The sequence below is a fragment of the Acinetobacter sp. 102 genome (assembly GCF_037028485.1).
GTDB classification, from domain to species: Bacteria; Pseudomonadota; Gammaproteobacteria; order Pseudomonadales; family Moraxellaceae; genus Acinetobacter; species Acinetobacter higginsii.
Window position 1 is genome coordinate 249,593 of sequence record NZ_JAZEZK010000001.1, and the last position, 19,461, is coordinate 269,053.

General features: G+C 42.7%; 13 protein-coding genes, 4 tRNA genes and 1 pseudogene. 8 read left to right on the top strand and 10 right to left on the bottom strand.

Annotation, left to right across the window (positions count from 1 at the left end):
- Positions 1-144: 144 nt before the first annotated feature.
- Positions 145-2,739 (top strand): penicillin-binding protein PBP1a, encoded by a 2,595-nt coding sequence (gene ponA, locus WA352_RS01215; protein ID WP_005317646.1) that lies wholly within the window; start codon positions 145-147, stop codon positions 2,737-2,739.
- A 15-nt stretch (positions 2,740-2,754) separates the two neighbouring features.
- On the opposite strand, the gene WA352_RS01220 is transcribed toward ponA, so the two are convergent.
- From WA352_RS01220 to WA352_RS01255, 8 genes and pseudogenes are all read right to left on the bottom strand, one after another.
- Positions 2,755-3,573 carry a putative RNA methyltransferase gene (locus WA352_RS01220; RefSeq protein WP_005317643.1) on the bottom strand — a complete coding sequence of 273 codons (819 nt, stop codon included), beginning with the start codon at positions 3,571-3,573 and terminating at the stop codon, positions 2,755-2,757.
- Between the two features lie 59 nt (positions 3,574-3,632).
- On the bottom strand, positions 3,633-4,751 hold the full coding sequence (mraY, locus tag WA352_RS01225) for a phospho-N-acetylmuramoyl-pentapeptide-transferase (protein ID WP_004803897.1): 1,119 nt from the start codon (positions 4,749-4,751) through the stop codon (positions 3,633-3,635).
- Positions 4,752-6,149: a UDP-N-acetylmuramoyl-tripeptide--D-alanyl-D-alanine ligase gene (locus tag WA352_RS01230; RefSeq protein WP_005317641.1), complete on the bottom strand. Its 1,398-nt coding sequence runs from the start codon at positions 6,147-6,149 to the stop codon at positions 4,752-4,754.
- 22 nt (positions 6,150-6,171) lie between these two features.
- Entirely contained in the window at positions 6,172-7,671 is a 1,500-nt protein-coding gene (locus WA352_RS01235) for a UDP-N-acetylmuramoyl-L-alanyl-D-glutamate--2,6-diaminopimelate ligase (RefSeq protein ID WP_005317638.1), read from the bottom strand.
- A gap of 3 nt (positions 7,672-7,674) precedes the next feature.
- A pseudogene (ftsI, locus tag WA352_RS01240) lies at positions 7,675-9,508 on the bottom strand (penicillin-binding protein PBP3).
- A gap of 10 nt (positions 9,509-9,518) precedes the next feature.
- Entirely contained in the window at positions 9,519-9,857 is a 339-nt protein-coding gene (gene ftsL / locus WA352_RS01245) for a cell division protein FtsL (protein WP_004803889.1), read from the bottom strand.
- A 2-nt stretch (positions 9,858-9,859) separates the two neighbouring features.
- Entirely contained in the window at positions 9,860-10,780 is a 921-nt protein-coding gene (rsmH, locus tag WA352_RS01250; RefSeq protein ID WP_004803887.1) for a 16S rRNA (cytosine(1402)-N(4))-methyltransferase RsmH, read from the bottom strand.
- Between the two features lie 197 nt (positions 10,781-10,977).
- Positions 10,978-11,973, bottom strand: a complete 996-nt coding sequence (locus WA352_RS01255) for a sulfate ABC transporter substrate-binding protein (RefSeq protein ID WP_004803885.1) — start codon at positions 11,971-11,973, stop codon at positions 10,978-10,980.
- Between the two features lie 471 nt (positions 11,974-12,444).
- On the opposite strand from WA352_RS01255, the gene WA352_RS01260 reads away from it, so the two are divergent.
- From WA352_RS01260 to WA352_RS01290, 7 genes are all read left to right on the top strand, one after another.
- Positions 12,445-12,687 carry a DUF4179 domain-containing protein gene (locus WA352_RS01260; RefSeq protein WP_374755504.1) on the top strand — a complete coding sequence of 81 codons (243 nt, stop codon included), beginning with the start codon at positions 12,445-12,447 and terminating at the stop codon, positions 12,685-12,687.
- Between the two features lie 105 nt (positions 12,688-12,792).
- Positions 12,793-14,301 carry a glutamate--tRNA ligase gene (gltX, locus tag WA352_RS01265; protein ID WP_005317633.1) on the top strand — a complete coding sequence of 503 codons (1,509 nt, stop codon included), beginning with the start codon at positions 12,793-12,795 and terminating at the stop codon, positions 14,299-14,301.
- A gap of 58 nt (positions 14,302-14,359) precedes the next feature.
- Positions 14,360-14,435, top strand: a tRNA-Ala gene (locus tag WA352_RS01270).
- 69 nt (positions 14,436-14,504) lie between these two features.
- Positions 14,505-14,580 (top strand) — tRNA-Glu (locus WA352_RS01275).
- Between the two features lie 110 nt (positions 14,581-14,690).
- Positions 14,691-16,097, top strand: coding sequence for an amino acid permease (locus WA352_RS01280; RefSeq protein WP_004803879.1), 1,407 nt, complete (start codon positions 14,691-14,693; stop codon positions 16,095-16,097).
- A 213-nt stretch (positions 16,098-16,310) separates the two neighbouring features.
- Positions 16,311-16,386, top strand: a tRNA-Glu gene (locus tag WA352_RS01285).
- A gap of 100 nt (positions 16,387-16,486) precedes the next feature.
- A tRNA-Glu gene (locus WA352_RS01290) sits at positions 16,487-16,562 on the top strand.
- Between the two features lie 43 nt (positions 16,563-16,605).
- On the opposite strand, the gene WA352_RS01295 is transcribed toward WA352_RS01290, so the two are convergent.
- Together WA352_RS01295 and WA352_RS01300 are read right to left on the bottom strand one after the other, a co-directional pair.
- Positions 16,606-17,541: a hypothetical protein gene (locus tag WA352_RS01295; protein ID WP_005317630.1), complete on the bottom strand. Its 936-nt coding sequence runs from the start codon at positions 17,539-17,541 to the stop codon at positions 16,606-16,608.
- Between the two features lie 179 nt (positions 17,542-17,720).
- Positions 17,721-19,331 (bottom strand): hypothetical protein, encoded by a 1,611-nt coding sequence (locus tag WA352_RS01300; RefSeq protein ID WP_005317627.1) that lies wholly within the window; start codon positions 19,329-19,331, stop codon positions 17,721-17,723.
- Positions 19,332-19,461 lie beyond the last annotated feature (130 nt).

A 19,461-nucleotide genomic window follows, 5' to 3' on the forward strand; every position in this document is an offset into this window, starting at 1 on the left:
TTTTTATCCCCAAAAATACAACACACTAATTTGTTTTGGTCTTTAATTGCTACGGATACAATAACTCATCTAACAATCCGCATGTCTAAAGGATATACTGACCACAATTAGTTTGCCATTCGCTCTTATTAAAACTTACTTATTATGAAAAAGCTATCCAGTTCTGGTATTGTTCGCCCATTTTTTTTGATCATTATTATTATCTTAGTCTCACTTCCAATGGGATTTTATGGCATGTATCTCTATCTCGCACCTTCATTGCCAGATATGAGTTCACTTAAAAAAGCGCCTTTACTAAAACCATTGCAAGTTTACACGGCAGATAATCAGTTAATTGCAGAATATGGCGGAAAATTATCCATTCCAGTTAAGTATGAGCAGATTCCTCCAACCTTTATTCATGCTTTTTTAGCAGCGGAAGACTCATCCTTTTTTGAACATAATGGTATTAGTTTTAAAGGGCTTGGGCGAGCACTTACTGAATCTGTTACAGGGTCTGATGTCCAAACTGGGGGCTCAACCATTACCATGCAGGTGGCAAAGAACTATTATTTAAGCCCAGATCGAACACTTCGACGCAAACTAACTGAAGTATTTTTGGCACGAAAAATCGAGCAAAACTTAACAAAACAAGAAATTCTAGCTGCTTATGTGAATAAAATTTTCTTAGGTAAAAATGCCTATGGTATTGCTGCTGCAGCACGTGTCTATTACAACAAAAATATTGGCGAGCTGACCACAGCACAAATGGCAATGATTGCAGGTCTACCGAAGGCACCTTCAAAATACAATCCAGTGGTTAATCCTGAACGTGCACTTGAACGTCGCAACTGGATTTTAGGACGTATGCTACAACTGGGCTATATCAACCAAAATCAATACCAACAAGCTGTTGCAGAACCCATCAACTTAAATATGATTGATCGCTCGGTCAGCAATGTATTCCCCTATGTCGGTGAAATGGTTCGTTCAGAACTGGTCGAACATTTTGGTGAACAAGCAGTTGACTCAGGTTATAAGGTATACACGACTGTTGACAGCAACCGTCAACGTTATGCAGAGCAATCCATTCAAGATGGCTTAGAGGCTTATGATCGTCGTCATGGCTGGCGTGGTCCCGAAGCACATGACAAACCACTCAAACAATTTATTGCTTATGCAAACACTTATCCTGCCCAAGTAATCAAGGTCAATAACAATTCTTTTGATGCCTTGATGCAAGATGGCTCAACAGTAACGGTCAACTGGTCTGGGATGTCATGGGTTCGCCCATACCGCAATGCCAATAGTGTCGGTGGTGCACCATCCAATGCCTCACAAATTGTCAAAGTCAAAGATATTATCCGTCTACGTCCAAATGAAGGCAAAACGGTTTGGTCTTTGGTTCAAGTTCCAAAAGTCCAAGGACAGCTTATTGCAATTAATCCCAATGATGGTGCAATTGAAGCCGTTGTGGGTGGATATAACTTCTATCAATCTAAATTCAACCGCGCAATACAAGGTTGGAGACAACCTGGTTCTACCATTAAGCCTTTTGTCTACGCATTGGCTTTGGAACGCGGCATGACCCCATACAGCATGGTCAATGACAGCCCAATTACCATTGGTAAGTGGTCTCCAAGAAACTCTGATGGTCGCTATTTGGGTATGATCCCTTTACGTCGTGCGCTTTATTTATCCCGTAATACCGTTTCAGTGCGTTTATTACAAAACGTTGGGATTGAACGTACCCGTCAACTATTTATGGATTTTGGTTTACAAGAAGATCAGATTCCACGTAACTATACCATTGCGTTAGGTACACCGCAGGTACTGCCAATTCAAATGGCAACAGGTTATGCAACTTTTGCCAATGGTGGTTATCGTATTCAACCGCACTTTATTACACGTATCGAAGATGCGGCGGGTAAAGTGATTTATGAAGCAAAGCCTGAGTATGCGTGTATTCCATGTATCAGCAATCCAAATACGAATACCGAACAGCAAACAGTGAAAGCTGATGAATCTAAAGACAAGGTGACAGAAGTTAGCAACCAAACTTTAGATGAAGTCTCTGCTGCTTCTGAAGCACAAATAATGCCTGCTGATGCGGCACAAACAGCAAAAGCCAATAGTGATTATCGTCAAGCACAACGTATTTTAAAATCAAGCTCTGCTTACGATATGGCCAACATCTTACGGGATGTAATCCAACATGGTACTGGTCGAGCTGCACTTAAAATTGGTCGTGATGATCTCGGTGGTAAAACAGGAACAACCAATGATGCTAAAGATGCCTGGTTCGCAGGTTTTAATGGGAACTTAGTTGCAATTGCTTGGGTCGGTTTTGACCAACCGCGCACACTGGGTCGTCGTGAATATGGGGGTGTTGCTGCACTTCCAATCTGGACCAACTTTATGGGTAAATCTTTAAAAGACACCCCATCAGCTTGGGTGCGTTTGGATAAAGAAGCGAAAGATCCAATCTCTCGTGATAAGTTACAAATCCAGCAAAGCGAAGATAAAAAAGAGTATCGTGCCTCTCCACCATTGGCACGCCCACTTTATCGCCCTGCACCACCTGCACCAGTTCGCTCAACACAAAATGATTTCTCAGACCTCCCTGGAACAACGCCAGTGACTGATGAGCAGCCTATTGTCCCAGCGAAAAAACAACCGCCTGCAATGGGTTCAAATTCACAGAATCCACCACCAAAAGAAAAGGATGGGATTGAGCATTTGATCAATCAAATCCAGTAAAAAAGAAAGAAGCCATCACATTGATGGCTTCTTTCTTTTTTGGAATAGATAAATCTGAAAGGCGGCAGTCACTGCAAATTGCTGCACTTGCTCAAGTACTTTGCGTCGTTCAGGGTTTGCTTTATAAGCATAAGGCGTCATCGCAATTAAATTCTTTAATGCTTGTTGATCCAACTGTAGCAGTGCTTCAACAACCTGTGCCTGCTTTAACTCAAACTGAGCATCTAGCTGTTCTACAAATTTTTGTGGTTCATGCAAATTCACTTGCTCAAACAATGCCTCACGTAAATCATAAAGATGTTTAGGTGCAGGTGTTGCCACAATTAAATAACCATCATCACGCAAGACTCTGACGATTTCATCTTGTGGAATCGGACTAAATAGACTGGTACAAATGTCAATGGAATGATCTTGCACGGGTAAGGTTGCACCTGTTCCCACCACCCATATAACCTCTGCATTTAACTTTGCTGCGCGCTGGACAGCTGTTTTGGCAATATCCACACCGATACACTGTTGGGTATGTGCTTGCATAGCACTGGTGTAATACCCCTCACCACAACCAATATCTAAAATGGCTTGAGGTTTAAGTTGCTGTAGAATTTCAACTACAGCTTGCTGCAAGGGCTGATAAAAACCTGCTTGCAAAAATTCACGGCGTGCCAGCACTGACTCAGGGGTATCCCCTGGGCTTTTACTGTGTTTATGCTGCACCACATGTAAATTGACATAGCCTTGTTTGGCTACATCATAGTGATGTCCTTTTTCGCAACGCCAAGAATTCTCAACCAAATTCAAGGATTGGCGACAAACAGGACACATCAACAAACTCATCTATTTTCTCCAAACATAAAAAAAGCTGGTCAATACCAGCTTCTTTCTTGAATCTTGGTTTAACGTAATTTTAAGGTCATTAAGCCTAACACGACGAGGAAAATCGTGATAATCCAGAAACGAATCACAACCTGAGTCTCTTTCCAGCCTTGCTTTTCATAATGATGATGCAAAGGCGCCATCAAGAACACACGCTTATTCCGCATCCGTAATGAGCCGATTTGCAAGAATACAGAAATCGCCTCCATCACAAACACACCACCCATAATGGCAAATACGATTTCCTGACGAACCATCACCGCAATGGTACCAAGCATCGCACCAAGTGCCAAAGCACCGACATCGCCCATAAAGACTTGAGCCGGATGTGCATTGTACCAAAGGAAGGCCAAACCAGCACCAACCATGGCAGAACAGATCACCACCAGTTCAGAGGTATATTTTACATAAGGAATATGCAAATAATTGGCAAAACGAATATCACCAGATAAGTAAGCAAATACGCCTAAACCCGCTGCGACCATGACAATTGGCATAATCGCCAAACCGTCTAAGCCATCGGTAAGATTCACCGCATTGGATGCGCCATTGATCACCAGATAAGTAAATGCAATAAAGGCTAAACCTAACGGCACAGCTGAAAGCGGGATAGAAAGATTCTTAAAGAATGGAATCAACAAATCCAACATATTGGCTGTATGCTCGATGCTGTCCTGTTGTTTTGCAATCACATATAGTGCAATACCAGCTCCCAAAGAGGCAACTGAGGTCCAGAAGAATTTTTTGCGTGCAGGTAAACCCGCATTGTCCTTATAACGAACTTTAATCCAGTCATCCGCCCAACCAACAGCACCAAACACCACCATGACACCCAGTACAATCCAAACATATGGGTTAGATAAGTCAGCCCACAGCAAGGTACTAATCCCAATGGAGAGTAAAATAAGAATCCCGCCCATGGTTGGGGTTCCCATTTTTTTGGCATGGTTTTCAGGCGCAAAAGAACTCACAGCCTGACCATATTTTAATGCTTGTAATTTACGAATCATCACTGGTCCTAAAACCAGTCCGATCGTCAAGGCCGTCAGTAAGCTCAACAAAGAGCGCAATGTTAAATAACGAACAACCTGAAACGAACTGTTATAGTCCGCCAATTGCTCAAATAACCATAACAACATTTAAATTTTCTCCATCAAGTCAGCCATCAACGTTTCCATATGGGTATAACGAGACCCTTTGAATAGGAAACTCATTGACTGGGGTTGATGTGTTTGGACTAAATTAATTAAAAACGGTAATGCTTCTGCCTGTGTTGCAAAGGCATGTAACTTTTCTGAATGAGATGAACCTTGTTGCGCTGCTTCAGCGAATTCACCGACGACAACCAGATGCTCTAACGGTAACGATGCCAAGTCTCGGCCGAGATCATGATGCTCTTGCCAGCTACTGTCACCTAGCTCACCAATATCTCCCATCACCATGACTTTTAAGCCTTGCTGCTGCAAGAGCACCTGTGCTGCTGCACGCATGGAGGTTGGGTTGGCATTATAGGTATCATCAATAAACAGGTGATTCTGCTGCTGAATAAAGTTCAAACGACCTTTGGCACCTTGTGCCTGCTCTAAGCCTTGCACAATATCATCCAATGCAATACCAATCGCTAAAGCAAATGCGGTCGCTGCTGCTGCATTCTGTACATTATGCGCACCCGCGAATGGTAAATTTACCGAACGTTTGCCTTGTGGAGTATGCAAATGAAATTGTGCCGATTGAGGATGAAGCTGAATATCGGTCGCAAAGACATCACCACCTTCACCAAAGCTCAGAATCGAGTGTGCCTGTGCATTTGCACGAATAGTGGCTGCAAAATCATCTTGTGCAGGCACGATCGCAGTGCCTTGAGGCAAAATATGCGCATAGATTTCTGATTTAGCGCGGCAAATACCTTCACGTCCGCCAAACTCACCCAAGTGCGCTGTACCAATATTTAAAATCCCTGCCACATGTGGCTGAACCAGATTGGAGGTGTAATCAATTTCACCTTGATGGCTAGCACCCAGTTCCATTACGGCATACTGATGTTCAGGACGCAGCTCAAGTAACATCATCGGGACACCGAGATCATTATTCAGGTTGCCACGGGTAATTAAGGTCGGCGCCAAGCGAGATAAAATACTACCCAACATTTCTTTGGTGGTAGTTTTGCCACTACTGCCTGTTAACGCAATCACTTTCAATTGAGGATTATGTTGGCGACGATAAGCACCCAACTGCCCCAAAGCCAAACGCGTATCTTTTACGATCAACTGTGCAATATCCGCATCGACAGGATGATCAACAATCACAATTTGGCACCCTTGTTCAGCGACTTGTGCGACAAAATTATGCGCATCAAAACGTTCACCCTTTAATGCAAGGAAAGCATCGCCAGCTTCTGCATGACGCGAGTCCGTTAAAATACGTTTAATTTCACCTTGTGGAATATTCTGTTGAAACCACTCGCCTTGGGTCGCTTGCTGTAATTGTTCTGCGGTCCAAGGTTGTAATGGAACAGTACTGGTCGTTGAAGTATGCATACGCTTTATTTACCTTTTAACCTTATTGCGCAGGATAGGCTGAATCGACAGGATGTGGCTGTGCATCAATCGCAGACTGCACTTCAACCACATCATCAAACCAATGGCGAACCCCATCAATTTCCTGATAGTTTTCATGTCCTTTGCCCGCGATCACCACAATATCACCTGCTTGGGCTTGCGCCACCACAAATTTAATCGCTTCACGACGATCATGAATTTCATGCATCTCATGTTCTGCGAAATTGATGCTTTGCTTCATATCCGCAAAAATCTGTTCAGGATTTTCAGTGCGCGGATTATCCGAAGTAAGCACAACGGGATTGGCATGATCAAGTGCAGCTTGCGTCATGAGTGGACGTTTGCCACGATCACGATCGCCACCGCAACCAAATACCGCCCATAATTGTCCAGTCACATGACGTTTTAAGGTCGTCAGTACTTGGATCAAAGCATCAGGTGTATGCGCATAATCAACCACAAATAGACGCTCAGCATCTTGAATGACTTGCATACGACCTGGTGCACCTTGGAGCTGCGGTACAAACTGGACTAAGTCAGCAAGCGTAAAACCTGCATATTCAGCAGCAATCAGGCTGGCCAATAAGTTCTCAACATTGAACTGTCCGAGTAATGGACTTTGAACCACATAGTGACCCGTAGGAGCGATTAATGTAAAACTTGCTCCACTCAAGCGATATTGCAAATCCACAATATGATAATCTGCTGTCGTCTGAGTCAAAGAATACGTCAGAATTTTAGGTTGTGCCGGATTCGCCTTTGCAGCATTCAACATGAGATGTGCATGTGCATCATCCAAGTTGATCACTACAGCTTTTAATGTCTTGAATTTAAATAATAAAGCTTTGGCTTCAGCATAAGCTTCCAAAGTACCGTGATAATCCAGATGGTCACGACTTAAATTACTGTACACCGCAATTTCAAGCTCACAACCATTAAGACGCCCTTGCTCCAAACCATGTGAACTGGCTTCCAGTGCGACAAAGCTCGCGCCTTGTTTGGCATAGTCATGTAACGCATGCTGTAGTTGCAGTGCATCCAAAGTGGTATGTGTGGATGGGGTTAAATTTGGCAGAATACCGTTACCTGTCGTCCCCATTACTGCACAGCCTTTACCTTGTGAACTAATCAGCTCCGCAATGAGGCGTGAAATCGTGGTTTTGCCATTGGTTCCTGTCACCGCAATACCACGTAAAGGCTGAACAGGATCAGTCGCTTGTAAATACTGCTTCTGCCATTCGCCCATTTGATAACGGACATCAGCACAAACCCATTCGTTTGCGAGACCCAATGGTGCCTCACTGATTACGGCCAATGCACCTGCATCCAAAGCATTTTGTGCAAACTGGCGTGTTTTTTCAGGTTGGCTATAGCTATTTAAAGCAATAAAAATTTGCCCTTTCTCAACCTTGCGGCTATCCAAAGAAAAACCCTGAAAAGGTTGGGTATACCAAGCCGCATCTATGCTGATCGGGTGTATCTGTTGAAAACGAATCGACATAATTTACCTACGGATTGGATTTTATAGAAGTATCAAGTGGTTTATCTAAAGGCACATTCAAAAGGCGTAAAGACTCTTGCATGATACGCGCAAATACAGGTGCCGCTACCAAGCCGCCGTAATAACGACCTTGTGGGTTTTCAACCACGACAATCATGGCTAAACGCGGATCACTGATTGGCGCAACCCCTGCAAATAAAGCACGATACTCACTGTTTGAGTAACCTTTACGGTCTGCACGTAATTTATGGGCTGTTCCTGTCTTACCCCCAACGCGATAGCCAGGAATTACCGCTTGTTTCGCTGTACCACCAGGCATGGTCACTTGTTCAAGCATGGTCAGTACTTGATCGGCAATTTTAGGACTCAATACCTGTGTGCCTTCTGGGGCCTTATCCAATTTCCGCAAACTCAATGGCATTTGTACGCCATGATTTGCCAACATGGCATAGCCTTGTGCCACCTGCAAAATTGTTGCGTTTAGACCATAACCATATGCCATCGTTCCCAACTGCGATGGATTGAGTTTATCGCCAGAATAAAGCAAACCAGAACTTTCACCTGGAAATTTCACCGCTGAACGATGGCCGAAACCTGCACGTCTAAAGAAAGATGGAACGGTATCTTTTGGTAAAGACAGGGCAATTTTTGCCGAACCGACGTTCGAAGATTTAATAATGACGCCTGAAACGGTTAAAGCACCATAGTTATGTGTATCACGAATGGTATGCCAACCTAGGCGCATCGATCCCGGTGAAGTATTAACAATCGTATTTGGCGTGTATTTACCGCTTTCCAAGGCAGCAGCCACTGTAAATGGCTTCATGGTTGAACCTGGTTCAAACATATCAATCGCGCCACGGTTACGCATCGCATCTTTATTGCTGAGACCATTCTTATCGTTCGGGTTATATGACGGCCAACTGGTCATCGCCAAAATTTCACCCGTTTTGACATCAACCGCAATTGCTGTTGCAGAGCGAGCGTTATTGGCCACACCCGCAGCAGTCAGTTCACGATACATAATATATTGCAAACGTGAGTCGATACTCAGGGTGACATTTTCACCTGATTCAACTTCTTTAATGACTTCAGAAACTTTCAGACGATTACCCTTTTTATCGCGGATAATTTTCTGCTCGCCATCCATGCCTGACAACTGTTTATTCAGTTGCATTTCCAAACCTTCAATCCCCACCCCTTCACTATTGGTCAAACCAATAATCTGTGCATTCGGCTGCGGTTGTGGGTAGTAGCGTTTATAACTTTTCTCTGCATAAACGCCTTGGAAATTACGCTTGGTAATCAAGTCAGCTTGTTGTGGTGGAATTTCTTTTTGCAAAACTAAATAACGTGAACGTGGACGTGCCTGCATTTGTTTCTTTAAATCTGCACGATCTACACCCACTGCATCTGCCAATTCATCTAGGTTCAAGTTTTTATCAGGCAATTGACGTTTTAATTTACGATTATTCGGGTCTTTTTTGAGTTCTGCCGTGATGTCATCAAATTGCTGTTTGGTTTCCCAATAATCCCTTGGGTCCATCACAATTTTCATGATCGGGGTACTAATCGCCAAAGGTACGCCATGGCGATCACTAATCACACCACGCATCGCCTCTAAACGCTCAGTCCTTAAAATATTGGCATTGGCCTTATTTTGCAAAAAGTCTTTATTGACCACTTGCACATAGAACGCACGCGCAATCAACACAACAAAACAAAGGAGTACCGTTCCCCAAAGCAGATAAAATCGCCACATATCCAAAGCAAGGGTCGGTCTTTCAGAAATAGACTGCTGTTTTTTTCGTATTGGTTTACTTCGCTTATCTGCCATACAGCATGCCTTATTTATCTTGCTTTGAAGTCATAGGTAAAGAAATCACAACCGTCTGCGTGGCTGGAGGTGAGAACATACGTAGTTGTGTGACTGCGCGAGAACCAATCTGTGCGGTTGCACCAAAGGTTTGCTGTTCAATCAATAAACGCCCCCATTCAGCGTTTAAATCATCTCTTTCACGCATATATGCACTCAAGTCGCGATAATCATGACGGTATTCAAATACTTGGAACACCACCATCATCGCACTTGTAAACACCAATGCAACGAGTACAGCATACACAACGACCTTTTTCAGTCCTTTTCTGCTGCTTGGTTTAACGTCGTCATCATTCTTGTTGTTCATTCTCAGCCTTTTTGCTCTAAACGCTCAGCCACACGCAGCCATGCACTACGCGAACGAGGATTTGCTTTTACTTCTGCTTCACTCGCACGAATACGAGAAACTTTCTTTAAACGTCGAGTATCGACCTGTGCTTGAGGCATCCCCCAGCCAGTGTCTTCAGCCAAACTCGATTCTTTTTGAATAAACTGCTTGATTAAACGATCTTCCAAAGAATGAAAGCTAATCACTGCCAGCTGTGCAGTTGGTTTTAATAATGTGACAGCTTGCGGTAAAAATGTCTCGATATCATCGAGTTCTTTGTTAATAGCAATACGAATCGCCTGAAAAGTACGCGTTGCAGGATGCTTATGCTTTTCCCATTTTGGATGTGCGGTTTTAACCACTTCTGCCAGTTGGGCAGTCGTTGTCATTTCACCTGCCAGTTTAATGGCTTTGGCAATCCGACGGCTATAACGTTCTTCACCGTATTGGTAAATAATATTTGCGAGTTTTTCTTCTTCAATTTCAAGCAACCACTCAGCTGCTGTTAGACCTTGCGAATTATCCATTCGCATATCCAGCGGCCCATTTTGCATGAAGCTAAAACCACGTTCAGCTTGGTCCAGTTGTGGTGATGAAACCCCTAAGTCAGCCATAATGCCATCAACTTCAGTCAGACCAATTTGAGCTAACTCGGATTGAATATCTGCAAAACTGGCATGAATAATTTTAAAACGTGAATCTTCTTGTTCTAATTGTGCTGCAACTTCAAGGGCTTGCGGGTCTTTATCGAAGGCGTAAACACGTGCATTTTGGTCTAATTTTGAAAGTAACAACTTGGTATGCCCACCACGACCAAAGGTCGCGTCGACAAAAATACCAGTATCGCGACCTGCCAATACGCCATCAACGGTTTCATGAAGTAAGACAGAAATATGCGACATAAGAAATGAATCAACAGCTGAAAATGTAACTGCACATTATCACCTTGTTTTATGCCAGCACCAAACGACTTTTTGTAGAGAATTCTTAACTTTTCATAGATAAAACCGTTTTCTTATCATTTTTCACTCAATAAAAAAGCAAACACCTTCGGTATTTGCTTTTCGATCGTTCTCTTTAATCTCAGTAACAACTAGATTTATGGTTTTTCCGCATAAATCTGGTCAAAAATCGCACCATTCACAAAATGTGTTTTTTGTGCTTTTGCCCAACCACCAAACACATCATCAATCTTGAATAGTTTAATCTTTGGAAATTGTTGCGCATATTTAGCAGCAACCTGTGGATTACGTGGACGGAAATAATATTTCGCAGCCAGCTCTTGCCCTAAAGGCGAATAAAGGAAATTTAAGTAACCACGCGCCAATTGACGGTTGCCATTTTTATCTACGGTTTTATCAACGATTGCCACAGAAGGTTCAGCCAAAATCGAAATTGAAGGATACACAATTTCAAATTTATCTTTCCCTAAGCCTTGAGTTGCCAATAATGCTTCATTTTCCCAAGACAACAACACATCACCAATGCCGCGTTCAGCAAAAGTGGTGAGTGAACCACGTGCACCTGAATCCAAGACTTTGACATTTTGATAAAGCTTTTTCACCAATTCACGCGCCTTGGCATCATTACCACCCGGCTGTTTCAATGCATAACCCCAAGCCGATAAATAAATCCAACGTGGTGCACCACCGGTTTTTGGATTTGGAGTGATAATTTCCACACCTGACTTGGTCAAATCATTCCAGTCACGAATATTCTTTGGGTTGCCTTTACGCACCAAGAACACCACCGTTGAAGTGTAGGGTGCCGAATTGTCTTTAAATTGTTTTTGCCAGTCTTTACGAATTAAACCGGCATTGGCAATTTCATCAATATCATTGGCCAATGCGAGCGTTACGACGTCTGCCTGTAAACCATCGATGACTGAGCGCGCCTGTTTACCCGAGCCACCATGCGACTGCTTGAAGTCAACATCTTGCCCTGTTCTCTTTTTCCAGTACTGACCAAATGCTTGATTGTATTCTTGATAAAACTCACGTGTTGGATCATATGACACGTTTAAAAAAGTAGTTGCCGCTTGTGCTACACCATTTAAGCCCAACGCCAACAATGCTGCTGCGATGACAGTTTTCATTTATTGTTTACTCATTTCGCCCCGTTTGTCACCACTATATTTCTTTAAAAATAATTTACAATCATATAGTTATATCAATAAATTTATTACTATTCTATTTTTAAGATATAGTACTAGCGCGTATTTTTTGTATTAAAACAATACTCAGCCTTTTATTTTATGGCAAAATGAGAAAAATTATCATTCTCCACTTTTTCTACACATTTGCTTGCTAAATTCAACTTGCACACAAAGTAGCCATTTTGCTATAAATACATGTCAAGATGTGTCAAATTTTAAGATTTTTGTAAAAAGTGTGACGTAGTTATACTTTTTTATTAAGATTTATGTTTAAATCGTATTATTAAAGCAATACTATAGTTGTTTGGTTAGTCTTGTAGACTCAGAATCATGAAGGGGATGTGAGCAATGCGAGCATTAAAATTGAAAAAAGCACTATGCTTAAGCTTATTTTTAGCAGCTTCTGTTCAAATGGGGCATGCGGCAGCAATTAAAGAAAGCAATAACATAAAAACAATTGATAAATCATCTTCAAGCTTAATTGTTAAAGCGCTTGACCAGCAAAAACGTAATACCGGTTTATTACCATCGTCAGACGATGAGTTAAAAATGTTGAATACGATTCGTACCACACCAACGCAAACGTTCTTTGCCAGTCAACATGAACGTTTTTCACGTTTCGTTCAAACCATATTCCAGCCACATACTTCTTAAATTTTAAATATGTGCCCCTTCACATGTTTAAATCAAGCCTAGTCATGCTGTGACTAGGCTTTTTCGTTATAATAGTTTCAATTTAAATTTAAGCTCCGATCATTTATGAAAGTTCGTACCCGTATTGCGCCGTCTCCTACAGGTTTTCCACATGTAGGCACAGCTTATATTGCGTTATTTAATCTATGTTTTGCCAAACAGCATGGCGGTGAGTTTATTTTACGTATTGAAGATACGGATCAACTTCGCTCAACGCCTGAATCTGAAAAGATGATTTTAGATTCTTTGCGTTGGTTAGGTCTGAACTGGTCAGAAGGTCCAGATGTGGGTGGCCCACATGCCCCTTATCGCCAATCAGAGCGTATGGGTATTTATAAGCAATACGCGCTTGATTTGGTTGAAAAAGGTCACGCTTTCTATTGTTTTGCAACCGCAGAAGAACTTGATCAAATGCGTGCAGAACAACAAGCGCGTGGCGAAACACCTAAATATGATGGCCGCGGCTTAAAATTATCACAAGAAGAAGTACAACGTCGTCTTGCTGCTGGTGAGCCACATGTCATCCGTATGAAAGTACCAGAGGAAGGCATTTGTAAAATTAATGACTTACTCCGTGGTGAAGTTGAGATTCCATGGGCACAAGTTGACATGCAGGTGCTGCTCAAAACGGATGGTTTACCAACCTACCACCTTGCCAATGTTGTGGATGACCACTTAATGGAAATCACTCACGTGTTACGTGGTGAGGAGTGGTTACCATCTGCACCCAAGCATCAATTGCTGTATCAATATTTCGGTTGGGACATGCCAACATTGTGTCACATGCCATTATTGCGTAACCCAGACAAATCAAAACTGTCTAAACGTAAAAACCCAACCTCAATCAACTACTATCGTGATATCGGTGTTTTACCAGAGGCATTATTAAATTATTTAGGTCGTATGGGCTGGTCAATGCCTGATGAACGTGAAGTATTCACCCTAGAAGACATGATTCAAAACTTTGATGTACAGCGTGTTTCGCTGGGTGGACCAATCTTTGATGTTGAAAAACTCAACTGGCTCAATGGTCAGTGGATCAAAGGATTGACGCCAGGACAGCTTTTAGATCGTTTATTGGCATGGAAAAGTGATCGTCAAACCCTTGAAGATATCGCTGCTGCGATTCAACCGCGTATCAACTTGCTCTCTGAAGCCGTGAATTGGGCTGGTTTTTACTTCAACCATATGCCACAAATCAGCAAAGAGCAGTTTGAAAGCAAAAAATTGACCGAAGAACAAGTTCGTCAGAGCCTACAATTTGCAATTTGGCGTTTAGAAAGTCAGTTTACTTGGAATAACGACACTGTCAGCCAAACCTTGATGGACTTGGCGAATCAGATGGAAATCAAATTACGTGATTTCATGCCAGCCTTCTTTATTGCGATTGCAGGTTCGACCAGTTCAACACCTGTCATGCAAGCGATGGTTACTCTCGGCCCTGATTTGACTTTTGCACGTTTACGTCACGCCCTAGAACTTGTCGGTGGACCAAGCAAGAAAGAGCTAAAAGTTTGGGAAAAGCTAAATGAATCACTAAAATTGCCGAAAAATGATGCAAATAGTGAGACTTAATTCAGTTTAATGATTGACGTGTGAGCGCATTCCCCCTAATATTGCGCTCACACATTCTGGGGTCATAGCTCAGTTGGTAGAGCGCTACAATGGCATTGTAGAGGTCAGCAGTTCGATCCTGCTTGGCTCCACCAGATTCTCGAAATCGCAATGCTTTTCCGAGATGAAGTTAGGCTTTCAGTCATGTATGTGTTGCCTCATCTGTCCCTATCGTCTAGAGGCCTAGGACATCGCCCTTTCACGGCGGTAACCGGGGTTCGAATCCCCGTAGGGACGCCATATTCTCGAATATAATAATTATATTTTTCTAATAATCTTTCTCAAGCAGATTGCACATTTTCGAATTTTCCATAAAATAGCCGCTTCTCTATGCTTGGACAAATTGTCGTATGCAATCTTCCAACTCAAATGCGAATTCAGAACCAACAACGCTAAAGCGTGCCATGAGCACTCGCCATTTAGTCATGCTTTCTTTAGGTGGCGCGATTGGTACAGGTCTGTTTTTAGGTTCTGGCGAAGTTATCGCTCAAACCGGCCCTGTGGGTGCAATTATTGCCTATGTTTTAGGTGGCTTAATTGCTTATATGGTCATGCTCTGCTTAGGTGAGCTTGCAGTACACATGCCTGTTGCTGGATCTTTTGGTGCATACGCTCAAAAATATATTGGTCCAGGCACAGGTTATATGATTTCTTGGGTCTACTGGCTCACATGGACCGCAACTTTAGGTACAGAATTTACCGCTGCGGCCTTGCTGATGCAGGAATGGTTTCCACACATTTCCATGTGGATCTGGACCATTATCTTTGCAGTCACCATTTTGGGATTAAATCTCACCTCAACCCGAATGTTCGCCGAATCCGAATTCTGGTTAGCCTTAGTTAAAGTAGTCACCGTCATTGCCTTTATCATTCTAGGCTTGATGGCTATTTTTGGTTTCATTCCATTCCAAGGCTATGAATCAGCACCACTATTTCACAATTTGACCGCACACGGTTGGTTCCCGCAAGGGCTTATTCCAATCTTTACCACCATGTTGATTGTGAATTTTGCCTTTTCTGGCACAGAATTGATTGGTGTTGCTGCAGGTGAAACCAAAGACCCTGCTGAGAATGTTCCAAAGGCAATCAATGCCGCGATCTGGCGTTTATTGATTTTCTTTGTCGGCACAATCGTGGTGATCAGTGCTTTACTTCCATTCCAAGTCGCCGGCCTAGGTGGTGAAGGGGTGAGTAGCAGTCCTTTCGTAACGGTATTTAACTATATTGGTATTCCTTATGCCGACGACATTATCCGTTTCGTGATTATTACCGCACTCCTTTCTGCTGCAAACTCAGGTCTTTATGCTGCATCACGTATGATGTGGTCTTTATCAGATCAGCGTCAGTTACCAAGTGTATTCTCGCGCTTATCAAAAAGTGGCACCCCGATTATTGCATTGGTCGTGACCATGTTTGGTGCGATTCCTGGTCTGTTATCAGAGCACTTTGCCCCTGAAACGATTTTTAAGAATTTATTAGGTGTTGCAGCATTCACCATGGTCATTGTCTGGATGAGTATTTGCTGGAGTCAATTTAACTTTAGACGCCAATGGTACAAAGCGGGCCATACCGCAAAAGACTTAAAATTTGCTGCACCGCTTTATCCTATCGTACCCATCTTAGGTTTTATCTTCTGCTTTATTACTGGCTTAAGTATGGCGGCAGATCCTGAGATGCAAGCAGGCTTTATCGGTTGTTTACTGTTTATTGCTGCATGTTATCTAAGTCATTATGTTTTCTATCGAAACCGTAAATAATCAGATCTCAGAAAAAATGCAGCTTAAGCTGCATTTTTTATATCTACCAATAAACCATTTGTTTGATGATTTTTTCGCTTAACTGCTTATTTTTGATTATTTATTCTGCAATATGTTTTATTTTTAGACACTTATTCACTTTTTTTAAATTTTATTCAGAAAAGTGTTTGACACCCTATCTAATTCACCCTAATATACGCCCACCTCTGAAACGTCCCTATCGTCTAGAGGCCTAGGACATCGCCCTTTCACGGCGGTAACCGGGGTTCGAATCCCCGTAGGGACGCCACTAAATTCGAGGAAAAGCAAAGATAAAATCTTTGCCGAGAATTTAGGCCTAGCGATCAATATGTTTTACATACGACGCTCAGGTAAATTTCCTCAGATATGTCCCTATCGTCTAGAGGCCTAGGACATCGCCCTTTCACGGCGGTAACCGGGGTTCGAATCCCCGTAGGGACGCCAAATTCTGAAAAAGCCACTGCATTGACAGTGGCTTTTTTATTGCCTATTCACTGCCAATACCGACCTGAACTTCTAGACGTCCAGACTGCACACGTAGGCCACGGATCTCGAATTGATCAACCAGTTGTTGTACCAACTCACGACTTTCCTGCAAGATATTTAAACCTGGTAAAATACTAAAATCGGTCAGGTTCAATAACTTATCCACCATCCACGAACGGTTATTAATGAAATCAATAAAACCCGCTTCTTCCAGATCGATATACCACAAGCGATGCCCTTCTTTTTGAATCCCTGGGACATCACGAATCAGATGATTGATCAAGAATGGAATCGGCAAAGAATTAATTAATTCAAAACTGACATTGCCCACTCGACGTGCAGCCCAATTGGTTAAGGTGCCGCCATGGCGAATTTGTAGATCAAGATGCTCATCGACTTGACGCAGACGCAAATACTTTTCCTGCCCAATACGACACTCTAAGACATTAAATTCGAGCGAAAGTCGATACAGAAAACGATGATAGTGTCCATCGAGTTCAATATGGAACCGATCATTACCACATTCAATTTTAATATCATCAATTTCGCTGCGATCCATTCTTTTACGAATTTGATTATTCAACAGCATTTCTGGTAAATATAAGGTGAGACTGCTTTTCCCCAATGATGTTCTTGCCATCGCCAAAGCAACCTGACGTGCGACCTCGCTCGTTTCTGACACCATATCGCGTACCGTATTACGCACTCCTTCAACACCGCGCTTGGTCTGGTGTGTGACATGATCTAAGGCATCTAGTGCAGCATCTGCCACACCTGCAATGTTACGAGAAGTATCGCTGGCAAATTCCACCGCATCTTGTGCATGTTGCAATGTTTTATTAATTAGTCGACGTGATAATGATGGTTTATCATCAGATGAAGATACATCTGCTGGCATAATATCGAACATCGCCTTTTTATCATCTTGTCGATTCAAGATGCTCTCCCTCTTCCCTTTGCTACTGGCTCATTTTTCTTATGAGCGTCGATCTGCTTTCTGAACTTATTAGACGTTTTTCTGTAGATTAGCATGCTCTGCACAGCAATTTGCTTATTTTTGTTGCACAGCTTCAAATTATTTATTCTTCCAATTCATTTCATCTTTTTCAGAAAACGCTACCACTCATCAACTTGCTTCAGTTGTTGTTCATTCTCAATTGCTGTAACGAGAATCTGACTCGAACGCAACGTTTTATACTGCTCTAATGTGGACTCAAGTCGCTGCACTTTCTCCTGCCCACCACCAAAATTCGAGCATTCACGTAACGCCACCCAAGCCGCTTGCATTTGATCAAATTCATTCCCTTTTACCAGTTTTAGCGTCATCCAATCAGCGAGATCCTGCACACGTTTTTGTATTTCAAACTGCAAGGCAAATAATCCACTACTTAAAGCCGATCCATCCAATAATCTCAATCCGTTTCGTACTTGCTCAAACTGCTGGCTTTGTTGTTGCAGATATGGAGCTAAAACCTCCTGATTGAACCAGACGGCAAAAGTAATCATCTCCTGAACAACCACATCACGTTGCGCATAGAGTGCATTGCGCTCAGGATGTTGTTTATTCAAACGGATGTCTCCTAAATACGCCATCAGCCCTTGTTCCAGAATCATCTGAATATGCCCCAGATCAAAAGCAGGCTTTGGCTTCGATTCAATTGGAGTCAATTGAGCAAGCAATTCCTCATGGTGAACAGGTTGCTGTAATAGACACAAAATCTCTGCATTCTGCTGCATGGCTTGCCATAAATAAGTCAGCGGTAGATCAGCTAGCCCTGTATTGGCCGTACCTTGCTCCAGAAGATGCTGCCAGGCGACTTGCATCGTGTTTTGCTGAACTAAGCTTGAGAGCACACACTGTACTGTTAAAAGCTGCGGTGCGGTTGCAATCACCTCCTGACTAAAAGGAATATGCGATGGCTTAGCCCCAAAAATGCTATTTAAGGATTTCCCTAGTGAATTTAGGCCACGTCCCATATCTGCCAATAGATTGCTATTTGAAGCTCGTGTCCGCAGTATCGACTCAGGTAATAACAAACTGACCGCACGCTGTAATCGTTGAGTCTGGTTGTTCTGGTCAATCGGTTTCAGATGATGGAGTAACAAATGCAGCGCATATTCAACATCACTCAACTGTGGCTGATATTCAGGCTGATTACGACTCAACAGACAATCAATATAAGCATAAAAGGCAGTTTCATTACGCTGTTGCGATTGTTGTGCCGCCCATTCATAGTATTCAATTGCTTGACTGTATTGTGCTGCCCCTGCGTAGGCTTTGGCTAGCGCAATCGCATGTTGCGCACTTGGATAATGCTGTTGAAAGTAATGCAAAAGATCAATTTTCGGTTGTTGATCCAGACAGCGATCCAACTGACGTAGATAGCCATTGATATGTTGCTGATTCGGCTGAGTCTCAATGAAATTCAGACGATAGACCAAACATTGCTCATACCATGCATACTTACGCGCATGCGACTCATAAGCACTCAGCAGCTCATCTTCAATCAACTGAATCAATTGGCTGGCATAGAGAATGTCTTCATCATCCTCATGCCTGAATTTCCATTGCTTGGGTAAAGTCACCTTAAATAAACGTAGTAGGAAGTGCGCACTGAGATCAGGGCTTTGCATCGTCACCAACATCAACTTATCTTGGCTGGATAAATGTTCTTTGCCCTTCTGAATGCGAGATAAACGCAACTTTAGAATCTTGGTGCTTAACATGCGTTTCCTTTCGCATTATTCAACCCACTCATCTTGCAACTTAGCAGACTGCCCTGACTTTTGCGAATGGCTTTAGACGAGCTGTAGCAAGCTTTTCAAGCAAATGTAAAAATCGACTTTGTGGCATCAC

Coding starts and splice junctions, on each gene's coding strand:
- ponA (WP_005317646.1), top strand. CDS start 145: ATGAAAAAGCTATCCAGTTCTGGTATTGTTCGCCCATTTTTTTTGATC.
- gltX (WP_005317633.1), top strand. CDS start 12,793: ATGAAAGTTCGTACCCGTATTGCGCCGTCTCCTACAGGTTTTCCACAT.
- WA352_RS01260 (WP_374755504.1), top strand. CDS start 12,445: ATGGGGCATGCGGCAGCAATTAAAGAAAGCAATAACATAAAAACAATT.
- WA352_RS01280 (WP_004803879.1), top strand. CDS start 14,691: ATGCAATCTTCCAACTCAAATGCGAATTCAGAACCAACAACGCTAAAG.
- WA352_RS01235 (WP_005317638.1), bottom strand. CDS start 7,671: ATGTCGATTCGTTTTCAACAGATACACCCGATCAGCATAGATGCGGCT.
- WA352_RS01300 (WP_005317627.1), bottom strand. CDS start 19,331: ATGTTAAGCACCAAGATTCTAAAGTTGCGTTTATCTCGCATTCAGAAG.
- ftsL (WP_004803889.1), bottom strand. CDS start 9,857: ATGAACAACAAGAATGATGACGACGTTAAACCAAGCAGCAGAAAAGGA.
- WA352_RS01230 (WP_005317641.1), bottom strand. CDS start 6,149: ATGCATACTTCAACGACCAGTACTGTTCCATTACAACCTTGGACCGCA.
- mraY (WP_004803897.1), bottom strand. CDS start 4,751: ATGTTGTTATGGTTATTTGAGCAATTGGCGGACTATAACAGTTCGTTT.
- rsmH (WP_004803887.1), bottom strand. CDS start 10,780: ATGTCGCATATTTCTGTCTTACTTCATGAAACCGTTGATGGCGTATTG.
- WA352_RS01220 (WP_005317643.1), bottom strand. CDS start 3,573: ATGAGTTTGTTGATGTGTCCTGTTTGTCGCCAATCCTTGAATTTGGTT.
- WA352_RS01255 (WP_004803885.1), bottom strand. CDS start 11,973: ATGAAAACTGTCATCGCAGCAGCATTGTTGGCGTTGGGCTTAAATGGT.